Genomic DNA, 19,896 nt, shown 5'->3' on the forward strand with positions numbered 1-19,896 from the left:
TCCCGGCATGACTGAACCCGACCCCAAAGCGGACCTTCTCCGCTATCTGCAAGAGTCCCGCGACGCGCTGCTGTGGAAGCTCGAAGGGCTCTCGGAGTACGACATACGCCGCCCCATGACACCCACGGGGACCAACCTGCTGGGCCTGGTCAAGCACGTCGCCTCCGTAGAGATGGGGTACTTCGGCGAGACGTTCGGACGGCCGTTCTTCGAAGGGGAGCCTCCGCCCTGGTGGTACACGGAGGACGCCGACCCCAACGCGGACATGTGGGCGAGCGCGGACGAGTCACGCGAGGACATCGTCGGGCTGTACCACCGGGCGTGGGAGCACTCGAACAGGACGATCGCGGAACTACCGCTCGACGCGATCGGCCACGTGCCGTGGTGGCCGGAGGAGCGGCGCCAGGTGACCTTGCACCGCATCCTGGTGCACGTCATATCCGACGCCCAACGCCACGCCGGCCACGCCGACATCGTGCGCGAGCTCATCGACGGGACCGCCGGACTGCTGAAGCAGAAGGACGCCATGCCATCGGGCGATCAGGCCTGGTGGGAGACGTACCGCAGCGGACTGGAGCGCGTGGCGCGAGAAGCCGGCCAGGGCTGAGCCCGCCCCGCCGCGACCCGGCGGGGACGGCCCCGGCCGCGCGACGGAGGTGATCTCCGGCCACCAGGGACCCGGGATGCGCAACCGACCCACCTGAGCAGGGCCGGTCGGCCAGTATGGGCAGATCATGGATACTCATATCAATCCCACTCAGCGGCTGGCCCTGGTGACCGGCGCCAACAAGGGCATCGGGTTCGCGGTCGCCGAAGGGCTCCTCGGTCTGGGGATGACGGTCTACCTCGGCGCCCGCGACACCTACCGTGGCACATCGGCCGTGTCCGCCCTGGCCGCGCGTGGATACGACGCGCGATTCGTCCAACTCGACGTCACCGACCAGGCGTCGGTCGACGCGGCGGCGGAGACGATCGCCTACGAGGCCGGCGGACTCGACATCCTGGTCAACAACGCCGGTGTGCTCGCCACCCCCATCCACCGGCCGAGCGGCACCTCGGTCGAGGAGATGCGCGGAACGTACGAGATCAACGTGTTCGGTGTCGTGGCGGTGACCAACGCGATGCTGCCGCTGCTCCGCCGCTCCTCGGCCGCGCGCATAGTGAACCTCACGAGCAACCTCGGCTCCGTCTCCCTGGCCGCGTCCAACAAGGCGTTTCCGCAGTTGCTGGCCTACAACTCCTCGAAGGCCGCGCTGAACGCCGTCACCGTGACGTACGCGAACGAACTGCGCGCGGAGCCGATCCTGGTCAACGCGGTCTCCCCCGGATCCGTGGCGACCGACCAGAACGGACACGTGGGCGCCCTGACCGCCGCGCAAGGAGCCCTGCTCCCCATCCGCATGGCCACCCTGCCACCCGGCGGCCCGTCAGGAACCGCCGTCACCGCCGACGAAGACCTGAGCCACCACCCGCTGCCCTGGTGACCAAGGGCCCGGGCCGGTGGTGTGTTGGTTGCAATGCGCCACCGGTTCAGCCCGTCAGGCCGTGGTGTCCCGCCGGGTGCTGGTGAAGGCGACGAACGTGGACCACTGGTCGGCGGCGACGTTGAGTATGGGGCCGGGGACTGTCTTCGAGTCGCGGATGAGGACGGCTGCGGGGGCGAGGGCCACTTCTACGCAGTTTCCGCCGCCCGAACCGCTGTAACTGCTCTTGGCCCAGGCCACTTCTACGCAGTTTCCGCCATCTGTGCCGCTGTAGCTGCTCTTGAACCACGCCAGATGGGATGGCCGGTCTGTGGAGCCTTCGGTGTTCATAGCTCTCCTGCCATGCGCTCGATCAGACGGGCAGACTCCACCGCGTTCAGGGCCTGTGTACGCAGCTTGCCATAGCGCAGCCCCAAGGTGCTGACCGTTGTGGCGTCGGTGATCACCAACCCCACGCCCTGCGACTCGATGTAGCCGACCTGCCGGTGCTCCAGGGTCTCCAACAGCACCATAGGTCCGTTGTGCCCGAGGTGGAAGTCGCTGTCCGAGGGCATCACTTGGATCGCCACATTGCGCGCCTGGCCCAGTTTCAGCAGATGGTGAAGCTGCCCCCGCATCACGTCACTATCGCCCACCGTCGTGGTGAGGGCGGCCTCCCCGATGATGAAGCATGTCTCGACCATGGGTGTGCGGGTGAGCAGCCTTTGTCGGCCGAGCCTCGCTTCTACGTTCTGCTCGATCATCTCGTCGCTGAGTGGCGGGCAGCTTGCTGTGAAGAGCGCCCGCGCGTAAGGCTCGGTCTGGAGCAGCCCCGGGATCAGTAACGGTTCGAAGTCGTACCGGCTCACCGCCTCCAACTCGAACTTGGCGAAGTCCTGGAAGAACGCCGGGAGTTTGGCCAGGTCCACGTCGTCCTGGAGCACCGCCAGTGTTCCGGCGGCCTTCAGTACCGTCTCGGCCGCGTCCGTGAACGCCGACTTCGCCGGTCGGCGCCCCTGCTCGATCGAGGCGACCTGCTCGTACGAGTAGCCCACCGCGTCGGCGAGTTCCTGCTGGGTCAGGCCCGCGCGGTCGCGGTGGAGCCTGACCATCTTTCCGTAGCCGACCCAGATACGAGGTCGGCCGTCATCCTGGGTCCGTTGCTTCTTCTGGCTCTGGCGGCTGGTTCCCATACGCCTCACACCCCATCGTGTGTGCCGATGCGTGCATAACCTTCCTTGTGCAACGCGCCGCGCCCCGGCGCCGTTACGGAACGCGACCCGTACAGAATCAGGGTCCGGTCCGTACCAGCTGGTCAGGTACGGACGTTCGCCCTGGTGACGTTATCCGGGTAACGGGACGGTTACCCTATGAAGTCGGAAATTCCCCTCGCCGGGCCGGGCTCGTCGCCGGCCTTCTCGCCGCTCTTCCCGGTCTCGCGGATCAGGCTCAGTTCCAGCCATCGCGGTGCCCGGCTCGCCCGGTTGCTCTGCGCTCAGCAGCTCGATTCGTGGGACGTTCCGCGTACCGTCCCCGCCTCCGGCGCGGTCTCCGCGATCGTCGCCGAGCTGGCCGCCAACGCGGTGACCCATGGCCGTACCCCCGGGCGGGACTTCGAGGTGCGGCTCGGGCTCGGGGTCGACCGGGTCCGGGTCGAGGTCATCGACACGCGGCCCGACCGGCTGCCCCGCGCGCCCGGGATCTTCCCGCCGCCCGACGGGGACTCGACCGGCGGGCGGGGGCTGTTGCTGGTCGCCGCTCACGCCGACCGGTGGGGGTGGGGCGTACGGGATCCGTACACCAAGACGGTCTGGGCGGAGGTGGGGTACAGCGCGGCCGAGTACTTCTCCGCCGAAGGGGCCGGACACGCGTAACGGCCTGCCGGAAGAACCGGCGGGCCGTCATACGTCAAAGGGAGCGCAGCGGGATCAGTCGCGCTGCGCGTTCGCGGGGAGCTTGCGGAGCTTCATGGTCTCCGCTGTGTCCGAGCCGAACCCGTAGTCCAGCATCTTCGCCGCGTCGCCGTACCGGTCGGTGCTGTTGAGGACCGTACCGACGAGGGTCTTGTCGCCACGGGTGGCCGCGAAGACCAGGCACTGGCCGGCCGGGGTCGTCGTGCCGGTCTTGATGCCGATGACGCCGTCGTACGAACCGAGCAGCTGGTTCGTGTTGTTCCAGGTGTAGTAGCGCGTACGGCCGTTGGCGGCCGGGGCCTCGGCCTTGTACTGCTTGGTCGCCACGACCGTACGGAAGGTGTCGTTCGTCATGGCGTGCCGGGCCAGCTTCGCCAGCTCGGTCGGGGTGCTGGAGTCGGTGCCCACGCCGTCGAAGGAGTCGAACTCGGTCTTCGGGAGGTAGAGCTCGTCGGCCTTCGCGTTCATCTGCGAGACGAAGGACTCGGCCCGCTCCTCGCCGGTGGCCCCGGTGCCGAAGGTGTCGGCGAGGGCGTAGCCGGCGTCGGCGCCGGAGGGGAGCAGCGACGCGTAGAGGAGCTGGCGGACGGTGAGCTTGTCGCCGGTCTGGAGGTCCGCCGTGCTGGTGCTGTGCTCCGTGACGTAGTCGCGGTACTCCTGCTTGACGGTCACCTGGCGGTCCAGGTCGGTGCCCTTGTCGAGCACCACGTACGCCGTCATGATCTTCGCCGTGCTGGCCATGGGGCGGACGGTGTCCGCGTCCTTGCCGTAGAGCGTCTCGCCGCTGTCGCCGTCCATGAGGGCTGCGCCCTTGGCGGTGACGGTGGGTTCGGGCTGGGCGGCGGCCGCGGTCTGGGCGACCAGTGGGGAGAGCGCGAGGAGCGCGCCACCGGCGAGGGTGGCGGCTGCCTTGCGCTTGGTCAGTGTCTTGGCAGTCAAGAGGTAAGGCTCCGTCTCTGCATTGCTTGCGGTGGAACAGTGGAACCGTCGTACGAGGGGCGCGTGGGGTTTAAGTGCCCCCTGCAGGAATACGTGCCGACGGGACCGATCGGTTGCCTGGGATCTTGTAGAGATCTCGGGGTCCTGGTGCCGCGTCAGACAACGTTCGCCCCGTTGTCGGCCAGCGGTGCCGGTTCGTGCTGAGTGGCGCGGTTGTCTGCGCCGACGGCTGCCGGGGTTGTGTGATGCGCGGCTCAGGGGATGGGGAGTGGCGATGGTGGTTTCGTGACGGCGAAGGCGAATGTCGTCTTGATCGAGGACAGTGACGGGAGGGTCCGAAGCTCTCGCCGTACCAGGACTTCGTATGCGGCGAAGGAGTCGATGACGATCTTCACAAGGTAGTCGTCATCTCCGGCGAGCAGGTACGCCTCGACCACTTCGGGAATCGAGCGGAGCTTCTCCTCCACGGCGTCGACGACCTCCGAGGTGTGTGAGAGGAGTGTCATCCGCGCGAAGGCGGTGATCGACAGCCCGAGCGCGTCCTGGGAGAGCATCGCCGCGTAGCGCTCGATTACGCCGCTCTCCTGCAGGAGCCGCACACGCCGCAGACACGGTGACGGCGAGAGGCCCACGCGATCCGCCAGCTCCTGATTGGTGAGCCTGCCGTCTCGCTGGAGTTCGAGAAGGATGCGCCGGTCAATGCTGTCCAAAGTCACCACGTGGCAGATTCTGCCACAGGAAGGCGCTTGTGCGGCATGATTTGCAATCGCCTGCCATCGACATCTTTCTAACATTGCTCGCCTGGAGCAGGGATGGAAGGAACTCGTCGTGGTCAATCAGATGCGCACCAGGCTGGTGGGGACGGCCGCTCTTGCAGCCGCGGTCGTTCTGTGGTCCTCGTTCGCCCTGACAGTCAGGGGGATCAGCTCGTCCAGCCTCACCCCGATCGACGTGGCGCTTCTCCGCTTTGCGACACCCGTCGTCATCCTGGCGCCGTGGATTCCGCGCACTGTCCGTGCACTCCGTGGCGAGAAGATCAGTGTCCTTCTCCTGCTCGGCATCGGTGGCCTGCCGCACTTCCTCCTCTCCGCACTCGGCGGACGCCTGACCTCCGCCGCGCTCGTCGGTCTCCTCATCCCCGGCACGGTGCCGCTGTTCGTCGCCGCGATCCTGTTTCTGCGGTGGCGGGAACGGATCTCCACGCGACACCTGATCGCCCTGGCCGCGATCATCACGGGTATCGCAGCGACAGCGCTGCAGACGACGTCCAGCGCGACGACCGCGGGCATCGGCATTCTCCTCACCGCCGGATGCGCCTGGGCCGTCTACACGATCGGCCTCCGGCAGACAGGGATGGGCCTTACCGGCGTCGTGCTCACCGTCTGCACACCCGCGACCATCGCAGCCGCCCTGCTTGCCGGCTCCGCCGCCATGCCCTCGCACCTGATGACCGGTACCGCCGATATGTCCGATGTTCTGCTCTTCATCGTCCTCCAGGGCATCGGGACGGGACTGCTCTCGACCCTGTGCTACGCCTACGCGGTACGCACGGTCGGCGCCGACGTCGCCGCAGCGGCGGGCGCGGTCAGCCCTGTTCTGACGGCTCTTGCCGCCATCCCCCTCTTCGGCGAGCCCATCACCCCGGGCGTGAGCGCCGCCCTCACACTCATCGTCACCAGCGTGGCGGTATTCAACACCGCGCCGCGCCATCGTGAAAAACGGACCGAACCGTCGGTTGCCCGGTTGGAGGGCACTTGGCCGAACCCACAACATGAGGAACGGGATGCCGCCCACCGGAGTGGCATCAGCGAACAAAGTGGCCTGGGAGCTGGGGACATCGGTCTGTACGCGACTGGTGAGAGCCAGGGCCGCATGCCATCAACCTGACCGATCCGGTGAAAGGACGGCATCGCCCTCGAAGCCTTCCGATCACAGGAAGCAGTGGTGCGGGGTGCTCATGAATGCCGTGCCATCAGTTTGCGAGCAGCTGTGAACCCCCTTGTGCCTCCGAAGGAGTTGACAGACACGGCCTGGTCCGTTCGCCGCGCTGTGCCTGGACGTCAGGACCGGGGCCTGCGGGCGTGGAGGACGAAGGCCGGGGGCCGGTTACGCCAGACTGTGCGGCCGGGCACGACCTCTTCGAAGCGGTCGGCCAGCATGGCCCGGAAGCGACGTGCGGATCTGAGCGGGACGGCATGGCGGTAGGCGAAAGTGGTGAAGGCACTGGACGGTCCCAGCGTGCCGGTCACCGCCTCCAGCAGTTGCTGCTGGGTGGTGGCAGGGAACAGCGCCCAGGGCAATCCGCTCACCACGGCGTCGGCGCGGGTGATTCCGTGTTCGTCCAGGATTCGCCGGAGATGCACGGCGTCCTCCCCGACCACCTCGGCGCCGGGGTGGCGGTCGCGCAGCAGTTCTGCCAGAAGTGGGTTGATCTCTACGGCCAGATGACGGCCGCGCCCCCCGAGCCGGCGCTGTATCTCGGCGGTGAACGGACCCGTACCGGCGCCGAGCTCGACGACCACGGGCTCGCCGCGCTCCGGTACCGAGCAGGACACCGCGCGGGCGAGGCGCGGTGAGCTGGGTGCCAGGGAGCCGATCCGTGCCGGGGAGCGCAGCCACTGTCCGAGGAACACCGGGAAGTCGCTCGTCGGAGGGCGGGGCGCGGGCGTCTCGGTGTGACGTTCGGAGCCCGGTGTGGCGGGTGTGATCACGGTTCTTCCCGGTGTGACGTGCGGTGGCGGACGGCTGGGCCTGGACGGAAGCCGTGGTGCGGCCGGGTCCCGGCCATGGCCGGCGAATCTGACGGTGGCCGGCCTGTCAGTGGGCCGGCACGGGCATCAGGACCTCGTCGGGGGCACCGGTTCCTGTCGGGGTGACGCTGGTTCCCGGGCGGGAAGCGTTGACGAAGGCCAGAGCGACGAGTGCGGCGGTCACGAGCAGACCGACCGCGAACCAGGCCGCGACGGAGTAGCCGTGCACCATGCCCTGCAGCTGCAGGAGGGGCCGATGTACCCCAGCCGGCGGACTCATGGCCTGGGGACGAGGAGCGCGTAGGACGGGGACGACGGGCCTGCCGCGCAGAGCGGTCGGTCCCCTCCCCGGTCAGGGATGGATCGGGAGGGTCAGTTCTCGATGGTGATGACCGTCCGCCCCAGCCGCTGTTCAGCGCGGATGTGGGCATAGGCGTCGACGACCTGGTCGAGGGGGAACGTTCGGGCGACACGGGGCGTGAAGCGGCCGTCGGCGACGCGGTCGAGCACATAGGTGACGGCCTGCTCGCGTGACCGTGGGTCGCTGAAGATCTCGCTGACCGACCAGCCTCGGATCGTGAGCCCTTTGCCGAGCACGAACTCCTGGGGGAACGGGCCGGGCCGGCCGGCCAGGATCCCGTACTCGATGATGATGCCGCCGGGCGCAGCAGCCACGGCCGCTTCCTGCAAGAAGTCGCCGCCGACCGGGTCGAAGGTCACGCGGACGCCATGCCCGGAGGTGATCTCGGCGATCCGTGCGGCGTAGTCCTCGTCCTGCGTCACGATGACGTGGGCGGCGCCGAGAGCACGCAACTCGTCCGCTTTGGCGGCGGCGCGGGTGACCGCGATCGGGGTGGCGCCGGTGTCCAGGACGATCTGCAGCGCGGCGAGTCCCACTGCGGAGGACGCGGCGGGAAGCGCCACGAAGTCCCCGGGCTCGATGCCGCCCGCTGCGACGAGACCGTACGCCGTCAGGTACGGCACCCACAGGGCCGCGGCCTCGGCCGGGGACAGACGCGCCGGGTACTCGCTGAGCAGGTCGGCGGGCACGACGCCCTCTTCGCCGAGAGATCCGTAGCGGGTCTCGTCGAAGGGGGCGACGGGGGCGACACGCTTGCCGATCCAGGATGCGTCGACTCCCTCGCCGACGGCGTCGACGACGCCGGCCACTTCATGGCCGAGCCGCGCGGGCAGGGACGGCCGAGCGAAGACGCCTTCGAACTCGTAGCCTTCCATGAACATGAACTGGTCGCGGTTCAGCCCGGCCGCCTCGACGCGCAGTCGGGCCTCACCGGGGCCGGGGGCACGGGCGGGCAGGTCGTCGATCCTGAGGTTCTCGGGGCCGCCGAAGGCGTGCAGTCGGACGGTGCGGGGCATGGAGGGTCCTCTGTTTTCCGTCTTGCTGGAGGCTGCTGCCCGGGTGCTGGTCGGCTCAGTTCCCGTCAGGCGAACGGAGGGGGTTGCCGGAGCCGTCGATGGACCGGAGAGCGGTGTGGCGGGAGGCCTTCTCGAGCCGGTCGGCGGCCTCGGCGGGCAGTTCGAGCCGGAGGCCTTCGAGGCTCCTGTGCAGGTGGTCGGTGGTGCGCGGGCCGATGATCACGGAGGTGACACCGGGGCGGCCGGCGACCCAGGCGAGAGCGACGGACCCGGGCGTCGTGCCCAGCTCCCCGGCCACCTCGGCGACGGCGTCGGCCACGGCCAGGTTGGGTTCGTTGAGGAGGCCCTTGAGGAAGTCGTCGGCACCCGGCATGCCGGAGTTCTTGATCCGGTCCATGCGGCTGCCCTCGGCCGGCGGCTCGCCGTGGCGGTAGCGGCCGGAGAGGATGCCGCCGCCGAGCGGTGACCAGACCAGGGTGCCCATGCCGTGCCGCTCGCAGGCAGGGAGGATCTCCGCCTCGATGTAGCGGGCGACCAGCGAGTACTGCGGCTGGAGGCTGACGAACGGGGTCGTCCCGGCGCGGGCCGCGGCCCACTGGGCCTCGACGATCTGCGCGGCGGTGAAGTTGGAGGCGCCGATGTAGCGGACCTTGCCGGCGCGGACGAAGCCGTCCAGCGTGGCCATGGTCTCCTCGATCGGAGTGGAGTCGTCCCAGTGATGGGCCTGGTAGAGGTCGATGTAGTCGGTGCCCAGGCGGCGCAGGCTGTCGTCGAGCGCCTTGGTCAGATACTTGCGGGACAGCCCGTGGTCGTTGGGCCCCGGGCCCATGGGGTAGGCCGCCTTGGTCGACAGGACGACATCCTCGCGCCGGCCTTTGATCGCCCGGCCGACGGTCTCCTCCGACCTGCCGTTCGAGTACATGTCGGCGGTGTCGACGAAGTTGTTGCCGGCGTCCAGGAACTCGCCGATGATCTGCGCGGCCTCCTGCGCGCCGGAGGCGGCCATCGCGTGGTCGGAGCCGAAGTTCATCGTGCCCAGGCAGGCTCGGGACACCTTCAGGCCTGAGCGTCCCAACGTCTCGTAGTGCATGGTGGTCCTTCGGTTTAGAATATTCGGATCAGGTGATCCGTTTACGACTATACGGATCAGGTGATCCGTATAGCAAGTCCGGGAGGCTTGATGTCCGATTCGCCCCGTCCGCTGCGGGCCGACGCACGGCGCAACCGCGTCCGTGTACTGGAAGTGGCGAAGGCCGTACTCGCCCGGGACGGGACGGCGGCGTCCATGCGCGAGATCGCACGGCAGGCTGAAGTGGGGCTGGCCACGGTCTACCGGCAGTTTCCGACGAAGGAAGCGCTCTTCGAAGCGATCGTCACCGAGCAGACGCGGGAGATCGCCGGCCAGGCTCAAAGCCTCGCGGACGACGAGAACCCCGGCGAGGCGTTCTTCGCCTTCTTCACGTACGCCGTCACGTCGTCGACCGGGCAGAAGATGCTCGTCGACGCGCTGGCCGACGCCGGCGTCGACATCAACGCCGGGGAACTGGGACAGGCCAACCGGGCCATGCTGGACGGGGCGGAAATCCTGCTGGTCCGCGCCCAGCAGGCAGGCGCGGTACGCAAGGACATGGGCATGCGAGAGCTGGGCGCGCTGGTCTCCGCCGCGTGCCTGGCCGCCGAGCGCCAGCACTGGGACGAGGACCTTCGCACGCGCGTGCTCGGCATCTTCTTCGACGGCCTGAGCCCCCGTACCTGACCCCCACCCCCCGCCCCACCGTGCCGACTGGGCCCGCCCGTACGGCCCGGGCGGGCGGGCGTCAGGTCCTGATCGGTGACTTCGGCCCGGAGGACTGCGAGGATGACCCCGCCCGCCGGCTCACCCGCGACGGACAGCCCCTCATCGGCCGGCCGCCTTTGTACTTCGGGTAGAGCGAGTCGAAGCCGTCGGTATGAAAGTTGTGGATCACGTCCCGGACCCGGTCCGCACTGGTGAACGTCACCTCGGCGATCTTCGCCACGGGCGTCCCCTGCGCGGCGAGCAGCACCATCCGAGCCCGCCGCCAGGTCACCACCGACCCCGTGCCGCGACGGAGGATCCGCAGGAGTCTTCGCCCCTCGTGGTCATCGATCTCACGAACACGCACTCGCTCTGCCACCGGCACGGTTTCGCTGCCACGTGCCGGCCGGGAGCGTTCATTCCGTAGGTGTGCCCACCCGTAGCCGGTTGCCGTCAGGATCACGCAGCTCAATCTCGCGCGCCCACGGAGCGTCCTTCGCCCGAGCACCGAACTCGTCGGCGATGGCGTCGACATCACGGACGCGGAGGTACACCAACGTATCCGGTCGGGCGTCTCCTTCGTGCTCGGACAAGAACAACCTCACCCGGCCGCGTGCCACCTCGACGAACGCGGGAAGTCCTGGCTCAAAGCGGTGTTCCCACAGCTGGGTGAAGCCCAGACGGCTGTACCACGCGACCGCTGCAGCGGCATCCTCGACGTGAAGAATCGGGATGGCTTCCTCGTCCATGCAGCCCATCATCCCAGAGCACCCGGCAGGGCAAGCGTTGCCTGATGCGGCACTAGAAGTCGTCGTCGAAGCCGACCGTGCCCTCCACCGCCACCTGGTACGCCGACGGGCGCCGCTCGAAGAAGTTCGTCAGCTCCTGGACGCCCTGGAGCTCCATGAACGCGAACGGGTTCTGCGATCCGTACACCGGCGGCAAGCCGAGGCGCTGGAGCCGCTGGTCCGCGACGCACTCCAGGTACGCGCGCATCGACTCCGTGTTCATGCCCGGCAGTCCGTCGCCGCACAGGTCGCGGCCGAACTGCAGCTCCGCCTCGACCGCTTCCCTCAGCATGTCCGTGACCTGCTGCTGAAGGGCGTCGTCGAAGAGCTCCGGCTCCTCCTTGCGGACCGTGTCCACGACCTCGAAGGCGAAGTTCATGTGCATGGTCTCGTCGCGGAAGACCCAGTTCGTGCCCGTGGCCAGGCCGTGCAGCAGGCCGCGCGAGCGGAACCAGTAGACGTACGCGAACGCCCCGTAGAAGAACAGGCCCTCGATGCACGCCGCGAAGCAGATCAGGTTCAGCAGGAAGCGGCGCCGGTCCGCCGGGGACTCCAGGCGGTCGATCTTCTCCACCGAGTCCATCCAGCGGAAGCAGAACCGCGCCTTCTCGCGGATCGACGGGATCTCCTCGACCGCGTCGAAGGCCGCCGCGCGGTCCTCGGGGTCCGGGAGGTAGGTGTCCAGCAGGGTCAGATAGAACTGGACGTGCACGGCCTCCTCGAAGAGCTGGCGCGAGAGATAGAGCCGCGCCTCCGGGGAGTTGATGTGCTTGTAGAGCGTCAGCACCAGATTGTTCGAGACGATCGAGTCGCCCGTCGCGAAGAACGCCACCAGCCGGCCGATCATGTGCTGCTCGCCGGGGGTGAGCTTGGCGAGGTCGGCGACGTCGGAGTGGAGGTCGACCTCCTCCACGGTCCAGGTGTTCTTGATCGCGTCGCGGTAGCGCTCGTAGAAGTCCGGGTAGCGCATGGGGCGGAGCGTCAGCTCGAAGCCCGGGTCCAGGAGATTCTTTTCCGTCGTCATTACTGGCAGGCCTCGCAGGACTCGGGGTTTTCCAGGGAACAGGCGATCGCCTCGTCGGCCGGGGTGAGCTGTGCCGGTACGGGGGCGGAGGCGGGGGTGGGATGGGTGGTGGGGGCGGGAGCCGGAGTGGAGCCGGCCGCGCGGGCGATCCGGGTCGCCGGGCGCGAGCGCAGGTAGTACGTCGTCTTGAGCCCCTTCTTCCAGGCGTACGCGTACATCGAGCTGAGCTTCCCGATGGTCGGCGTCTCCAGGAACAGGTTGAGCGACTGGCTCTGGTCCAGGAACGGCGTGCGGGCCGCCGCCATGTCGATCAGGCCGCGCTGCGGGATCTCCCACGCCGTACGGAACAGCTCCCGTACCTCCGCCGGGATCCAGCCGAAGCCCGCCACCGAGCCGCTCGCCTCGCGCAGCGCCTCGCGGGTCCGGGCGTCCCAGACGCCGAGCCGCTTCAACTCCTCCACCAGGTAGGAGTTGACCTGGAGGAACTCCCCGGAGAGCGTCTCGCGCTTGAACAGGTTCGAGACCTGCGGCTCGATGCACTCGTACACGCCCGCGATCGACGCGATGGTCGCCGTCGGCGCGATGGCGAGGAGGAGGGAGTTGCGCATGCCGGTCTCCGCGACCCGGGCGCGCAGCGCCGCCCAGCGCTCCGGCCAGTTCAGCGCCACGTCGTAGTGGTCGGGGTGGAGCACCCCGCGCGCCGCGCGCGTCTTCGACCAGGCGGGGAGCGGCCCGTCGCGCTCGGCGAGGTCGCAGGAGGCCTCGTACGCCGCGAGCATGATCCGTTCGGCGAACCGGGTGGAGAGCGCGGCGGCCTCGGGGGAGTCGAAGGGCAGCCGCTTCTTGAAGAAGACGTCCTGGAGGCCCATCGCGCCCAGGCCCACCGGGCGCCACTTGGCGTTGGAGCGGCCCGCCTGCTCGGTCGGGTAGAAGTTGATGTCGACGACCCGGTCGAGGAAGGTGACGGCGGTACGGACGGTCTCGTCCAGCCGCGCCCAGTCGATGTCGCCGGTGGCCGCGTCCACGAACGCGCCCAGGTTGACGGAGCCGAGGTTGCAGACGGCCGTCTCGCCGTCGTCCGTGACCTCAAGGATCTCGGTGCAGAGGTTGGAGGAGTGGACGGTGTGGCCGGGCTCGGCGGTCTGGTTGGCCGTACGGTTCGACGCGTCCTTGAAGGTCATCCAGCCGTTGCCGGTCTGCGCGAGGGTGCGCATCATCCGGCCGTACAGCTCACGGGCCTTGAGGGTCTTGCGCGCGAGACCGTCCGCCTCCGCCTTGCGGTACGCGGCGTCGAAGGCGTCGCCCCACAGGTCGACCAGGTCCGGCACGTCCACGGGGGAGAAGAGCGACCAGACGCCGTCCGCCTCGACCCGGCGCATGAACTCGTCGGGGATCCAGTGCGCGAGGTTGAGGTTGTGCGTACGGCGCGCGTCCTCGCCCGTGTTGTCGCGCAGTTCGAGGAACTCCTCCAGGTCCGCGTGCCAGGTCTCCAGGTAGACGCAGGCCGCGCCCTTGCGCCGGCCGCCCTGGTTGACGGCGGCGACGGAGGAGTCGAGGGTCCGCAGGAACGGGACGATGCCGTTGGAGTGGCCGTTCGTCCCCCGGATCAGTGAACCGCGCGAGCGGATACGGGAGTACGAGAGCCCGATCCCGCCCGCGTGCTTCGAGAGCCGCGCCACCTGGTGGTACCGGTCGTAGATCGAGTCCAGCTCGTCCAGCGGCGAGTCCAGCAGGTAGCAGGAGGACATCTGGGGGTGGCGGGTGCCGGAGTTGAAGAGCGTGGGGGAGGAGGGGAGGTAGTCGAGCCGGCTCATCAGCCCGTAGAGCCGCCCGACCTCCGCCACCGCCCGGTCGCTGTCGTCCTCGGCGAGCCCGGCGGCGACGCGCAGCAGGAAGTGCTGCGGCGTCTCGACGACCTGCCGGGTGAGGGGGTGCCGGAGCAGATAGCGGCTGTAGAGGGTGCGCAGCCCGAAGTAGCCGAAGCGGTCGTCGGCGGCCGGGTCGATCAGTGCGTCCAGGCGCGCGGCGTGGCGCGCGACGAAGGCGGCCGTACGGTCCGCGATCAGACCCTCGCGGTGGCCGACAGTGACGGACGCGGAGAACGACACGGCGCCCTGGGACGCGGCCTCGTCGGCGATCGTGCGGGTGAGCAGCCGGGCGGCGAGCCGGGAGTACGCGGGATCCTCGGAGATCTGTCCGGCCGCCGCCTCCGTGGCCAGCTCGCGCAGCTCGGCCTCGTCCGAGCGGGCGTTACGGCCGCGCAGCGCGGCGGCGGCGATCCTGCCCGGGTCGGCGTCGGGCAGATCGGCGGTCAGCTCGGTCAGGGTCCGCAGCAGCGCGGTGCCGGGGGCGTCGGCCGTCGGTTCCTGCCCGGCTCCGGGCCCCCGCTCGGTCGTTGCTGAAACCGGATCCGCTGGCGCGATGGTCACGTGGTGCTCTCCCTCGCTCGGCTCTGGGCCGCGAGGAGGCACGGGTCCGCGCGCACGGAGGCACGCCCGTCATCGCAGAGGGCCGCACACCGCGCCGCGTCCACCGGCCCAACCGCGAGGCCCGGACGTCTGGGCGCCCGGATCGGTCGAGCCGGACGCACTGCCGGCAGGTGTTCGGACTAGGGGGCGCGACAAAGCGCGCCACAGTACACCGTTGCGGGACAGTTCCGGATTCACACCGGATTCCCCTGCGTCGACAGCGAGGTCGAGCATACATCTGGGGGGCGCGCGCCGCGCCACCCCCCAGATGTTGTGTCGTACGCCGCCGCCGTACGAGATCGGCGGCGGCTCGGCAGCAGCTCCGCGACGGCCCGGCGGCGGCTCAGCAGCAGCGGAAGCCCTCGCGCGGGTCGGCCTCGCGGGCGTCCGTGCGGCTGCGTTCGAAGGCGCGGCGGGTCATGATCCCGCCCGCCGGGTCACCGGCGCCGGCACCCGCGCCCGTACCCGCACCGGCTGCCGCGTCCGCGTGGGCCCGGGCGTGGGCCACGTAGCGCTCGTACGCCGACTCGCCGGTGAACTCCCGTACGTACCAGCGGATCCGCCCGGCCACGTGCCGCACCCGATCCGCCCGGCTCCGGACGCGCGTCATGCCGGGCCCGTCCCCGCCGGGACGCTCTCCCGCTCCTTGGTGGCCTCGGCGGCGGCCAGTTCCGCCTTCTCCTCCTGGGTGGGGATCAGGCCGGCCGGGGCGACGATCTTCGACTCGACGTACGGGACCTCCGTCAGCCGGACGCCCTCCGGATCGCGGATCGCCTTGAAGCAGACCCGTCCGGCGTCCGCGATGACCACGAGGATGAGGACCGCGAAGAGCGCCGAGAGCACCCCGTCCACCGTGGAGTTGGTGACCACGGTGTGCATGTCGTCCATGGTCTTGGCCGGGGCCAGCACCTCGCCCCGGTCGATGGCCGACTGGTACACGTCGCGCTGGGTGAAGAAGCCCACCCTCGGGTCCGCCGAGAAGATCTTCTGCCAGCTCGCGGTGAGCGTGACGGCGGCGTCCCAGGCGAGCGGTACGGCCGTCACCCACGCCCACTTCAGGCGGCCGGACTTGACCAGCAGTGTGGTGCAGACGGCGAGCGCGACGGCCGCCAGGAGCTGGTTGGCGATGCCGAAGAGCGGGAAGAGCTGGTTGATGCCGCCCAGCGGGTCATGGACACCGACCCAGAGGAAGTAGCCCCAGCCGCCGACCACCACAGCGCTGGCGAACCAGACGCCCGGCTTCCAGCTCACCTCGCGCATCGGCTTGTACACGTTGCCGAGCATGTCCTGGAGCATGAAGCGCCCGACGCGCGTCCCCGCGTCCACCGTGGTGAGGATGAACAGCGCCTCGAACATGATGGCGAAGTGGTACCAGAACGCCTTCATGGCGGTGCCGCCGACGACGGACGAGAAGATCTCCGCCATGCCGAGGGCGAAGGTCGGCGCCCCGCCGGTCCGCGACAGCAGGCTCGTCTCCTCGACGTCCTTGGCCGCCTGGGCGAGCTGGTCCGGCGAGATGGTGAAGCCCAGGTTGGCGACGGCCTGCGAGGCGGACTCGACCGTACCCCCGATGACCCCGGCCGGGGAGTTGACCGCGAAGTACAGGCCCGGGTCGATGATGCAGGCGGCGATCAGCGCCATGATCGCGACGAACGACTCGGTCAGCATCGCGCCGTAACCGATCATCCGGATCTGGGTCTCCTTCTGGACCATCTTCGGCGTCGTGCCCGAGGAGATCAGCGAGTGGAAACCCGAGAGCGCGCCGCACGCGATGGTGATGAAGACGAAGGGGAACATCGATCCGGCGAAGACCGGGCCGTCACCGCGGCTCGCGAAGTCGGTGATCGCCTCCATCTTCATGGTGGGCAGCGCGATCACCACGCCCAGCGCCAGCAGCACGATCGTGCCGACCTTCATGAAGGTCGACAGGTAGTCGCGCGGCGCCAGCAGCATCCACACCGGAAGCACGGAGGCGAGGAAGCCGTACGCGATCATCCAGATGACCAGCGTGCCCGCTTCCAGCGTGAAGATGTCGGCGAGCGAGGACTCGGCGACCCAGCCGCCCGCCACGATGGCGAGCAGCAGCAGTGCCACCCCGATGAGCGAGACCTCGCTGACCCGGCCGGGGCGCAGCACCCTCAGGTACACGCCCATGAAGAGGGCGATCGGGATGGTCATGGCGATGGAGAAGACGCCCCACGGCGAGTGCGCCAGCGCGTTGACGATGACCAGCGCCAGCACGGCCAGCAGGATGATCATGATCATGAAGACGGCGATCAGGGCCGCCGCGCCGCCGAAGGGGCCGATCTCGTCCCGGGCGATCTGGCCGAGCGACCGGCCGTCGCGGCGGGTGGAGAAGAACAGCGTCACCATGTCCTGGACGGCGCCGGCGAAGATGACGCCCGCGACGATCCAGATGGTGCCGGGCAGATACCCCATCTGCGCGGCGAGCACCGGGCCGACCAGCGGCCCGGCGCCCGCGATGGCCGCGAAGTGGTGGCCGAACAGCACGCGCCGGTCGGTGGGGTGGAAGTCGACGCCGTTGTCGAGCCGTTCGGCGGGGGTGGCCCGGGTCCTGTCGACCTTGAGGACGCGGTTGGCGATGAAGCGGGAGTAGAAGCGGTAGGCGATCGCGTACGAGCCGAGCGCGGCGGCGAGCATCCAGGCGGCCGAGACCTCCTCGCCCCGGGAAAGGGCGAGCACCCCCCAGCCCGCCGCGCCCACCAGCGCGACCAGTGTCCAGATGACGACGGATCTCGGGGTGAGACCCCCGGTGGTCCTCGGTGGGGTGCCGGTCGACGGGGTGTCGGCCGACGAGGTGTCGGTCGACGGGGTGTCGGCCGACGGGGTGTCGGCCGACGGGGTGTCGGCCGACGGGGCGCCTTTCGGTGCGGGCTCTGGCATGGTGAGTCGTCCCCTCACTGGTCACCGCTGGTCACCTGCGTAGTGCCTGATGCGTAATGCGCAGGAAATCTAGGGGACCATCTCGGGACGCGCTACCACCAGCCCATATTCCGGTACGTTAACTGCCCGCACACGGTGGGTTTATGTCGCCGTGGCGGGTTTTCGTTCCGGGTCCCCGCTCAGGGGCGCGGGCGCTGGAGGCGGGCCACGAACTTGTAGCGGTCGCCGCGGTAGACGGACCGTACCCACTCCACCGGTTCGCCGGCCGCGTCCAGTGAGTGGCGCGAGAGCATCAGCATCGGCAGGCCCACGTCCGTACCGAGCAGCCCGGCCTCGCGCGGGTTGGCCAGGGACGTCTCGATCGTCTCCTCGGCCTCGGCGAGGTGGACGTCGTACACCTCCGCCAACGCCGTATAGAGGGACGTGTACTTGACGAGTGAGCGGCGCAGGGCGGGGAAGCGCTTCGCCGAGAGGTGGGTGGTCTCGATGGCCATCGGCTCGCCGCTCGCCAGCCGCAGCCGTTCGATGCGCAGCACGCGCCCGCCGGCGGTGATGTCGAGGAGTCCCGCAAGGGTGTCGTCGGCGGTGACGTATCCGATGTCGAGGAGCTGCGAGGTCGGTTCGAGGCCCTGCGCGCGCATGTCCTCGGTGTACGAGGTGAGCTGGAGGGCCTGGGAGACCTTGGGCTTGGCGACGAAGGTGCCCTTGCCCTGGATGCGTTCGAGCCGCCCCTCGACGACCAGTTCCTGGAGCGCCTGGCGCACGGTCGTGCGCGAGGTGTCGAACTCGGCGGCCAGGGTGCGCTCCGGCGGTACGGGCGTACCGGGCGGCAGTGTTTCGGTCATGTCGAGCAAGTGCCGTTTGAGGCGGTAATACTTGGGCACGCGGGCCGTACGGGTGGCGGGTCCGCCCTCGGTCTCCGTGCCGACCCCGTCCGTGGCCATGGCCTGCCTTCCCGACTCCTGCGCTGCTGCCGTCACCGGCTCCTCCGTCTGTCGCGGCTCACATGGTGGCACGGTCCTGCCACGAGTCGTCGCCCTCTCTCAGGTGTCGGTCCGATAACGGACACGACAGCCCTTCTTATACACCCTTGACACCCCTAAAGGTCTAGGCCAAGCTCCCCCCTACTGGTCTAAACCATTAAGCGGACCAGGGGGGTTGCAGTGTCCCTGAGGAGGGTGGCGTGAAGCGCAAGCTCATCGCGGCGGTCGGCGTCGCAGGCATGGTGATCGGCCTCGCGGCCTGTGGTTCCGACGATCCGAAGGGCGGGGCGGCCGGGGGAGAGTCCGCGAAGGAACTCACCGTCTGGCTGACAGTGGACGCCCAGAACAACTGGCCGGAGCTGGTCAAGGCCGCGGACGACGCCGTGGTCGCGAAGAACCCCGGCATCAAGATCAAGCACGAGTACTACGGCTGGCCCGACAAGAACGCCAAGCTCGACGCCGTACTCGCCACCGACAAGGCCCCCGACGTGGTCGAGATGGGCAACACGGAGATGCTCGGCTACACGGTCAAGGGCGCCTTCGCCGAGCTCGACCCCGCGAAGTTCGAGAACTCGGACGCCTGGCTCGACGGCCTCAAGTCGTCGGTGACGTACAACGGCAAGACCTACGGCGTGCCGTACTACGCGGGGGGCCGCGTCGCCAACTGGCGCAAGGACGTCGCCAAGGACGCCGGGGTCACCGCCGTACCGAAGACCTACGCCGAACTGACCGCCGGACTCGACAAGATCCAGGCGAAGCAGGGCGACAAGTTCAGCGCCTGGTACCAGCCCACGCGCGACTGGTACGCGGCCATGTCCTTCGTGTACGACGCGGGCGGCTCCATCGCCGAGGAGAACGGCGGCTCGTTCAAGGCGAACCTCTCCTCGCCCGAGTCCCTCAAGGGACTGAAGGAGTACAAGAAGATCCTGGACGCGTACATGCACGCGGACAAGACGAAGGACGAGTCCGACCGTTACATCGTGTACGGCCAGGGCCAGTCCGGCATGATCTTCGGCGCCGCCTGGGAGGGCGCGACCGCCGAGGACCCGAAGAGCGACAAGACCGGCAAGCTCAAGGGGAACCTGGAGAACTTCGTGATGCCGGGTCCGTCCGGCGCCAACATGCCGGTCTTCCTCGGCGGTTCCGACCTGGCCGTACCGGTCAAGTCGAAGGCGCAGGCCACCGCCGCCGAGTGGATCAACGCGTACACCGGCGCCAAGGGCCAGAAGGGCCTGATGGCCAAGGGCAACCTGCCGAACAACAAGACCGACCTCGCGACGCTGAAGAACGACCCGGCGACCGCGGTCCCGGCCACGGCGGCCGAGTCGAGCTGGTTCGTGCCGATGGCGCCGGGCTGGGGCCAGGTCGAGAAGGCCCAGGTGCTCCAGACGATGCTGCAGTCCATCGGCACCGGGAAGCAGTCGGTCGAGGCGGCCGCGAAGGAAGCGGACGCCGCCATCGACAAGGTCATCAACACCAAGTGACCTGAGGGCGGGGCGTCCGCCGGCAC

20 protein-coding genes, 1 pseudogene and 1 riboswitch are annotated in these 19,896 nt (G+C 69.1%); of the genes and pseudogenes, 6 read left to right on the forward strand and 15 right to left on the reverse strand.

Translation table 11 applies throughout. The features are described 5' to 3' along the window. Positions 1 to 7: 7 nt before the first annotated feature. Both ACFXKG_RS35335 and ACFXKG_RS35340 read left to right on the forward strand, forming a co-directional pair. Positions 8 to 607, forward strand: a complete 600-nt coding sequence (locus tag ACFXKG_RS35335; protein WP_384847755.1) for a DinB family protein — start codon at positions 8 to 10, stop codon at positions 605 to 607. Between the two features lie 127 nt (positions 608 to 734). Further along, positions 735 to 1,484, forward strand: coding sequence for an SDR family oxidoreductase (locus ACFXKG_RS35340; RefSeq protein ID WP_382896438.1), 750 nt, complete (start codon positions 735 to 737; stop codon positions 1,482 to 1,484). Positions 1,485 to 1,538: 54 nt separating this feature from the next. On the opposite strand, the gene ACFXKG_RS35345 is transcribed toward ACFXKG_RS35340, so the two are convergent. Continuing rightward, the gene (locus ACFXKG_RS35345; RefSeq protein WP_384847758.1) at positions 1,539 to 1,814 is read right to left on the reverse strand and encodes a DUF397 domain-containing protein; all 276 of its coding nucleotides are present in this window, start codon (positions 1,812 to 1,814) and stop codon (positions 1,539 to 1,541) included. After that, entirely contained in the window at positions 1,811 to 2,656 is an 846-nt protein-coding gene (locus ACFXKG_RS35350) for a Scr1 family TA system antitoxin-like transcriptional regulator (protein WP_382896453.1), read from the reverse strand. Before ACFXKG_RS35350 ends, ACFXKG_RS35345 begins: the two co-directional genes overlap by 4 nt. Before the next feature lie 177 nt (positions 2,657 to 2,833). Between ACFXKG_RS35350 and ACFXKG_RS35355 the strand changes: the two genes are divergently transcribed. Continuing rightward, positions 2,834 to 3,337: an ATP-binding protein gene (locus ACFXKG_RS35355; RefSeq protein WP_384847761.1), complete on the forward strand. Its 504-nt coding sequence runs from the start codon at positions 2,834 to 2,836 to the stop codon at positions 3,335 to 3,337. Between the two features lie 54 nt (positions 3,338 to 3,391). Here ACFXKG_RS35355 and ACFXKG_RS35360 read toward each other — a convergent pair whose 3' ends face one another. Next, on the reverse strand, positions 3,392 to 4,315 hold the full coding sequence (locus ACFXKG_RS35360; protein ID WP_384847764.1) for a D-alanyl-D-alanine carboxypeptidase family protein: 924 nt from the start codon (positions 4,313 to 4,315) through the stop codon (positions 3,392 to 3,394). 254 nt (positions 4,316 to 4,569) lie between these two features. Beyond that, a complete protein-coding gene (locus ACFXKG_RS35365; RefSeq protein WP_384847767.1) occupies positions 4,570 to 5,034 on the reverse strand; it encodes an Lrp/AsnC family transcriptional regulator in 465 nt (154 codons plus the stop codon). A 109-nt stretch (positions 5,035 to 5,143) separates the two neighbouring features. On the opposite strand from ACFXKG_RS35365, the gene ACFXKG_RS35370 reads away from it, so the two are divergent. Then, positions 5,144 to 6,202, forward strand: coding sequence for a DMT family transporter (locus ACFXKG_RS35370; RefSeq protein ID WP_384847770.1), 1,059 nt, complete (start codon positions 5,144 to 5,146; stop codon positions 6,200 to 6,202). A 173-nt stretch (positions 6,203 to 6,375) separates the two neighbouring features. Here ACFXKG_RS35370 and ACFXKG_RS35375 read toward each other — a convergent pair whose 3' ends face one another. From ACFXKG_RS35375 to ACFXKG_RS35390, 4 genes are all read right to left on the reverse strand, one after another. After that, the gene (locus ACFXKG_RS35375; RefSeq protein ID WP_384847773.1) at positions 6,376 to 7,026 is read right to left on the reverse strand and encodes a class I SAM-dependent methyltransferase; all 651 of its coding nucleotides are present in this window, start codon (positions 7,024 to 7,026) and stop codon (positions 6,376 to 6,378) included. A 106-nt stretch (positions 7,027 to 7,132) separates the two neighbouring features. Then, complete coding sequence (locus ACFXKG_RS35380; RefSeq protein ID WP_384847775.1) at positions 7,133 to 7,297, reverse strand: hypothetical protein; 165 nt, start codon at positions 7,295 to 7,297, stop codon at positions 7,133 to 7,135. A 140-nt stretch (positions 7,298 to 7,437) separates the two neighbouring features. After that, the gene (locus ACFXKG_RS35385) at positions 7,438 to 8,442 is read right to left on the reverse strand and encodes a zinc-dependent alcohol dehydrogenase family protein (protein ID WP_384847778.1); all 1,005 of its coding nucleotides are present in this window, start codon (positions 8,440 to 8,442) and stop codon (positions 7,438 to 7,440) included. Between the two features lie 55 nt (positions 8,443 to 8,497). Beyond that, positions 8,498 to 9,532, reverse strand: a complete 1,035-nt coding sequence (locus ACFXKG_RS35390; protein WP_384847781.1) for an aldo/keto reductase — start codon at positions 9,530 to 9,532, stop codon at positions 8,498 to 8,500. 90 nt (positions 9,533 to 9,622) lie between these two features. Here ACFXKG_RS35390 and ACFXKG_RS35395 point away from each other — a divergent pair, with 90 nt between their 5' ends. Further along, the gene (locus ACFXKG_RS35395) at positions 9,623 to 10,198 is read left to right on the forward strand and encodes a TetR/AcrR family transcriptional regulator (RefSeq protein ID WP_384847784.1); all 576 of its coding nucleotides are present in this window, start codon (positions 9,623 to 9,625) and stop codon (positions 10,196 to 10,198) included. A gap of 145 nt (positions 10,199 to 10,343) precedes the next feature. Here the strand turns inward: ACFXKG_RS35395 and ACFXKG_RS35400 are convergent. From ACFXKG_RS35400 to ACFXKG_RS35430, 7 genes and pseudogenes are all read right to left on the reverse strand, one after another. Continuing rightward, positions 10,344 to 10,598: pseudogene (locus tag ACFXKG_RS35400) on the reverse strand (helix-turn-helix domain-containing protein); the annotation flags it as partial. Between the two features lie 37 nt (positions 10,599 to 10,635). Next, positions 10,636 to 10,968 (reverse strand): glyoxalase superfamily protein, encoded by a 333-nt coding sequence (locus ACFXKG_RS35405; RefSeq protein WP_384847787.1) that lies wholly within the window; start codon positions 10,966 to 10,968, stop codon positions 10,636 to 10,638. Between the two features lie 52 nt (positions 10,969 to 11,020). Continuing rightward, positions 11,021 to 12,031 carry a ribonucleotide-diphosphate reductase subunit beta gene (locus tag ACFXKG_RS35410; RefSeq protein ID WP_384847790.1) on the reverse strand — a complete coding sequence of 337 codons (1,011 nt, stop codon included), beginning with the start codon at positions 12,029 to 12,031 and terminating at the stop codon, positions 11,021 to 11,023. Continuing rightward, on the reverse strand, positions 12,031 to 14,460 hold the full coding sequence (locus tag ACFXKG_RS35415) for a ribonucleoside-diphosphate reductase subunit alpha (RefSeq protein ID WP_384847793.1): 2,430 nt from the start codon (positions 14,458 to 14,460) through the stop codon (positions 12,031 to 12,033). Before ACFXKG_RS35415 ends, ACFXKG_RS35410 begins: the two co-directional genes overlap by 1 nt. 147 nt (positions 14,461 to 14,607) lie before the next feature. After that, positions 14,608 to 14,776: riboswitch (cobalamin riboswitch) on the reverse strand. A gap of 66 nt (positions 14,777 to 14,842) precedes the next feature. Then, complete coding sequence (locus ACFXKG_RS35420; RefSeq protein ID WP_384847796.1) at positions 14,843 to 15,109, reverse strand: CstA-like transporter-associated (seleno)protein; 267 nt, start codon at positions 15,107 to 15,109, stop codon at positions 14,843 to 14,845. Next, positions 15,106 to 17,403 carry a carbon starvation CstA family protein gene (locus ACFXKG_RS35425; protein WP_384847799.1) on the reverse strand — a complete coding sequence of 766 codons (2,298 nt, stop codon included), beginning with the start codon at positions 17,401 to 17,403 and terminating at the stop codon, positions 15,106 to 15,108. The genes ACFXKG_RS35420 and ACFXKG_RS35425 overlap by 4 nt, the downstream gene beginning before the upstream one ends. Positions 17,404 to 17,582: 179 nt before the next feature. Continuing rightward, positions 17,583 to 18,347, reverse strand: coding sequence for a GntR family transcriptional regulator (locus tag ACFXKG_RS35430; protein WP_329829689.1), 765 nt, complete (start codon positions 18,345 to 18,347; stop codon positions 17,583 to 17,585). 239 nt (positions 18,348 to 18,586) lie between these two features. On the opposite strand from ACFXKG_RS35430, the gene ACFXKG_RS35435 reads away from it, so the two are divergent. Continuing rightward, entirely contained in the window at positions 18,587 to 19,870 is a 1,284-nt protein-coding gene (locus ACFXKG_RS35435; RefSeq protein ID WP_384847802.1) for an extracellular solute-binding protein, read from the forward strand. Positions 19,871 to 19,896: the final 26 nt, after the last annotated feature.

This window comes from Streptomyces sp. NPDC059255 (assembly GCF_042752355.1).
In the GTDB taxonomy this organism is placed as follows: Bacteria; Actinomycetota; Actinomycetes; order Streptomycetales; family Streptomycetaceae; genus Streptomyces.